This is a genomic window from Paraburkholderia sp. BR10872, from assembly GCF_040965835.1.
GTDB lineage: Bacteria > Pseudomonadota > Gammaproteobacteria > Burkholderiales > Burkholderiaceae > Paraburkholderia > Paraburkholderia nodosa_A.
Genome location: NZ_JBFRCN010000114.1, coordinates 1 through 5038, shown reverse-complemented (window position 1 = coordinate 5038; position 5038 = coordinate 1). Strand labels below are relative to the sequence as shown.

The 5038-nt window shown below is 56.2% G+C and carries 1 protein-coding gene and 4 pseudogenes; 2 read left to right on the top strand and 3 right to left on the bottom strand.

The genetic code is table 11. From position 1 onward, the window contains the following. Positions 1–299: 299 nt before the first annotated feature. Positions 300–850 (bottom strand): annotated as a pseudogene (locus AB4Y43_RS40045) (IS5/IS1182 family transposase); the annotation flags it as partial. 371 nt (positions 851–1221) lie between these two features. Between AB4Y43_RS40045 and AB4Y43_RS40040 the strand changes: the two are divergent. Further along, positions 1222–1659: pseudogene (locus tag AB4Y43_RS40040) on the top strand (IS4 family transposase); the annotation flags it as partial. Here the strand turns inward: AB4Y43_RS40040 and AB4Y43_RS40035 are convergent. Next, positions 1608–2366, bottom strand: a complete 759-nt coding sequence (locus AB4Y43_RS40035) for a 4'-phosphopantetheinyl transferase superfamily protein (protein ID WP_069269356.1) — start codon at positions 2364–2366, stop codon at positions 1608–1610. The pseudogene AB4Y43_RS40040 and the gene AB4Y43_RS40035 sit on opposite strands and share 52 nt — an antisense overlap. Positions 2367–3363: 997 nt before the next feature. On the opposite strand from AB4Y43_RS40035, the pseudogene AB4Y43_RS40030 reads away from it, so the two are divergent. Then, positions 3364–3930: pseudogene (locus AB4Y43_RS40030) on the top strand (IS5 family transposase); the annotation flags it as partial. 17 nt (positions 3931–3947) lie between these two features. Here the strand turns inward: AB4Y43_RS40030 and AB4Y43_RS40025 are convergent. Further along, positions 3948–4198: pseudogene (locus AB4Y43_RS40025) on the bottom strand (transposase); the annotation flags it as partial. Positions 4199–5038: the final 840 nt, after the last annotated feature.

The following is a 5038-nucleotide window of genomic DNA, read 5'->3' as shown; positions in this document are numbered from 1 at the left end:
CTCATTGACAGCAATTGTTCTCGCTCCAGTTCCGACACGACAACCTCGATTCCTTTACGTCCCATGATCGCCTCCAACACGCCGTGAATTCGATCATAGAACAATCTGAATTTACGTAAAGTTATTTCTGGGACAGAATACTAGCAGACTGCTGAAGTACCTCCCGTTAGAAGCAGGCTTTCTGCGATTACGCGGCTCTCGCTGCGCGTTCCGTCGCATTGTGAAATTTCAACGCAAAGCTCATGCTGGTTCGGCGGGTTGAGGCCAATTGCTGGCCATATTGACGCTTTTTTTCGCCACTATGGGCGTACCTGTGCCAATGAACGCAGGCGCACGAGATTGTAAACGGCCATGTTCAACACGAACATCTGGTCCACCTTCTTCAAGCTGCGCACCACGGTTTTGGCCCACCCGAAGCCCTCCTGTGCGTCGTAACCCTTATCTGCACCTAGCGTGATTTCTGCACTCGCGTCTCCTGCCGCTTGCCGTGCGTCGTTGATTATGACCTTTGGCTGCTTCACGCTCGGCATGCCCGTCAGCGCGCGTCACGCGTGCGTTGACCACCAGGCCATGCCGATTGTCGGTTAGAGTGTGGCCCATGTAACGCAATTCGCTGGCCGTTTTGCCTTTGCGATAGAGCCGCGCACCGGGATGCGGTCCTGGACTCATGCGTCTCGTTGCTACGCTTCTCGCCCTTGGAGTCGCCCGTACCACCACCTTCGCTGTCCTGATCGTCACTGTCCTTGGGCACAAAGCTCTTGTGCCCCGCCCACGCCTGGATCAGCGTTCCGTCCACACTGAAGTGCCCGCCCGAGAGCAGGCACTTCTTCCCGGCGATCGCCACAACTTTGAGCTTGCACTCAAACCTCCCATCTACCGTCAAAGCTACAAAGCATGGTGGATTTTTGCGACGGTAACCGAACATCAATCGGAGGATGTTATGAAACTCACACCATTGGGAGTGACGATCTCACCGGAATCCGGGTCGACCCAGTGCACCTGAAAGATGTTTTTTTGGCAATGTCCACAGCGGGCGGCGTTATAGAGCCAATTCGGGGGCGGCCCAATCGAGCCACTGCATGGGCGGCGAAGGAGCCACCCTGCAGGCGGCGTGCAGAAGCCAGCGGCAACGGGCGCAAGCGCAACTCGAACTTTCCAATTCGGTTCACTCCGTTCATTTGAACGGAGCGCCTATGGCCAACAGTGCAGAAGTTGCTGCGTGCACAGCGCGTGACGTTACCTAGGCGCGGCGGCGTCGAGTTGAACTGCGTTGAGGCATGTGAAGTGGATGCGCCCACCGGTGTGCAGTCCGTCGTCTGGCGCCTGCTGAGCAACCGCGAGGTGTCCGATGCACATGTACTCACCGAACTGATCGACTGGTACCGCGCGAGGCGGGAGATCGAGATGTTCTTCAATGTGTTGAAGAACGCATGTCGGGTTGAAACGTTGCAGCTCTCACAGACCTCGGGCGCAAGGGCGACGGTGAACCCGGCGCGAAGACACTGTGGATTGGCATGCAGCGTGATGGACGCGGTGGTCACTATCCAGATCCTGCGCGAAGGGTACAAAACTTCTGTTAACGAGATGCGCTTAACCTGCATTGCGAACTACGCATCCCACGAATCCGCATCGCGCGACCACGCGACACATGCGGCATAACCGCTCAGGGCACGAAGCCAAACTGCGTCGAGTCTCGCAATCAAGTCGCGATTGCATACGCTCTCCTCGCTAACTAGGATGCTTGGTTCGTGCTGCCTGTCGCCAAGTACAGAAAACCATGTCATGCCCCCTCCGATGCCGACGCCAAGTGCCTTCAACACCGCTTCCTTTGCCGTCCATACGTCATAAAACGCGTCGGTTCGCCTGTACATCGGCAAAGCGGTCACTTGTGCCTCGTCGCGCGGCGCAAATACCGCTGATGCGAGCTTCCTCCAATTGATGTCTTTGCGCGCAAATTCGATATCGACACCAACCCTCCGTCGCCGGCCAATTGCGATCAGAGCATACTGCTCCGAATGCGAAACGTTAAAGTCGAGTTGCCCACCGAACCCGCTTTGCATCGACTTATCGAGACGCGGCCGTCCGCCGGTGTCTCGCTCGAAACGCAATTCACTGGCCTCCGAATCTGTTCGTTCCGCGAGCAACTGACGCAGTACGACGCGCGTCACCGCACAACGCAGCGCATCGTCGCGGCGTCGGAAGCGCGCGACCTTCGCACGCTCATCGTCCGAGAGCGGAGCGAATGCGGGACAGTCGAGCATGACGCGAAAATCGAAGCTGATGCAAAATATTTCAATATTTGCTGCGGAGGCACGCGGCGGAGCGAGCTCGTGCACATTGAAAGCCGACGTTGCAGGGACGATCATCAATTCACTCCGTTAGTGACGGTAACAGGCAGTTGCTGTGCGATTATGCCGCGCGAGGAACAGAGGTGCTCAAGTTCCTGAAACAGGTTGCAGATCACGTGCGCTCGTCTGGAGCAAGTCGGCCGATGAAATTCGGTCACGTCTCGAACGGTTTTGCGCACGCGTCTAAACGATACCGAGATGAACGCCATGAACATGACACACCAGCGATTGACGACGCCGTGCTCGCGCTCCTCTATTCGACATTGCACGCCCGGCATTGTCACCCATTGAAAGGCCGTTGGAAAGACAGTATAGCACTACGCACAAGGCGCAGCCTTCCGTTGTTGCGAAACCTTCGCCAACCCCGCGCGAAGCGCCGCGACGCATCCGATATTTCGTTCGCCTAGTGGCGGAATTGATCCGCGAGCACGAAAGCGCCGGATAGCGATCAAAGGAGGTTTGCACGAGAGCCGTCTGCGACGGCACCGACTCCCAGTCCATTGAACCATTGAAGTCCTACCGAAGCTGGACAGGGGCCGTCCGGAAGATGAACCCCTCTTCTGCATGCAAACATGCTATGTATCTGATTTGACTTCACGGTTCGCTCGCAAACGGCCCGCTCACTCATGCGATGAGCCGACTGCAATGGTTGCTGTTCGGCACTTGATCGGTGCTGGATCAATGCCGGGTGTGGCACAGCTGCACAGATGGCGGAAGCATCATTCTCGTCGTTCTTGCCGCCGACCACAAAGGGTTTCACATATTGTGTCGGCAGCAGTCGAACCGTGTGCCCCCCTGCGAGATAAATTCCAGAGCCCAGAAGTGCGAACCGTGACGGTGTTCGATGCCGATCAGGCTCGGTTCAAATTTCGAAAAGAACTTGCGCAGCTGCGGAAGTTTGCGCAGCTGTATCGGAGCAAGATCTGCGAACAGGCAAGGATGGTGACGTGGCCCCGGTGGAGAAGTGGTCCTATGGCGTGTTCACGCTAATGTCGTTTGATCGTACACTCTGGCGATGGAAATCACCGAAGCCCAATATCAACGGATCGAGCATTGTCTGCCACGACAACGTGTGGCAACAGTCAGTCTGACGAACCTCCAAGTGCAATGCGATCTTTATGTCGCCGAGCACGGCTGCAAGTGGCGTGGACTGCCGAAGCGCTTCGGTAGATGGCATACGATTTACACGCGGATGAACCGCTGGTCCAGAAGTGGCGTGCTGCGTCGCGTGTTCACGGAATTGCAGCGTGCACAGATCATTCGCATCAGGATCGACGCGGTTTCGCTGGATAGCACTATGGTAAAGGTTTATCCTGACGGCACCGGTGCGTTAAAAAACGGACCTCAAGCAATCGTAAAGTCCCGAGGCTGAGGGACTACCAAGATTTATATGGTTGCCGCGGATGCTCGAACAGCCATAACGTTCGCGTTGTTTGCCGGCCACGCAGGCGACGCGCCGCAGGGACGCGAATTGCTAAAGAGCCTCGGGCCGGCCAATTGACCGCTGCACCTGTTGATGGATAAAGCGTACGAAGGCGGCGAAAGCAGGCAACTGGCACTCGATTTGGGCTTCATCCCCGTTTGCGTGTGCATCTAAGCGGGCATCACCCATTCGCGTACCCGCTGCAAGACCGCAGGATCAGACCAGTCTAAAGTGGTGGAGTGACTGGTGCGTCGCACTCGCGTGAAGTGGGTCAATGTGCGCGGCCATCGGCTCGACGCTATTGCGCGACAGCGGCAACGCCAAGCCCGAACAGCAACCCTTGAGGCCGGCATGACGATCGGCGTGCCCCTAATGCCTGCCCCAGATAATTCAGATACGTGTCAAATTCATCGATATCTTCTCCCATCGCGAATTCCGGAGTGTGTATTACCAAGTATCTCGTTGACGCAAAGGGATTTTATGACCCAGTAAGATTAGCGAAATGAGACGAGTTTCTGGCCTGCGGGCCGGCTAATCAGAAAGCGAAGGACGGATTTTTGAGATCTGGTGCAAATTTCAATTCGAGCGAGAAACGGCGTATTCGCCGCCACCTCATCGAGTTGACAGGACTGCCTTCCAAATAGCGGGAGCACTGATATCTTTGAGGCGCAGGTTCGTGAGATCGAATTCGGCGGCGGTCCGCGCCGGCCACGGCTCGGATGCGGCAAGATAAATTGCTCGAACTTCTCAACGGTCAATATCGTGCGAATCGCCTGTCGGCAATGGTTAGCAGCCGTTCTCGTATCCCCAAAGCCTTGCCTTTAACCCGTCTACCCTCGCCAACCCCGCGAACCTTTCCCGACGGGGCACGCAGACAAATTCCGCCCCTTCGGAAAAACCCGCAATCAGCTGCAACTTTCGATGTTGCTGTTCTTGTCGCAATTGGATTTCCCCACTGGATTTGGCGAGCCATCGCCATACATGTCGTTCGCGAACTCATTTGCGATGCGAATCAGTGTTATCCAAACAATCGATTTTGTAGCTGAGGTGAGATGCCTCATAGTCGCTTACTACGACTCGCGGCACAGCTGCCGACTATCCGCACCGGAAAGGGAAACTTTCCTGACGTGCCCCGATGCATGAGCTTGCCCCTGAAAAACGTATCCCTTGCTGAGGTTTAAACTGCAGCAAGGAGAAACGAAGATGAGCCAATTGAAGCGTGCGCGGTACACCCTGGAATTCAAGCTGGAGGCGGTGCGGCTGGTGA

Excerpts from the sequence above, each read along its gene's own strand:
- AB4Y43_RS40035 (WP_069269356.1), bottom strand. The coding sequence starts at position 2,366 with ATGATCGTCCCTGCAACGTCGGCTTTCAATGTGCACGAGCTCGCTCCG.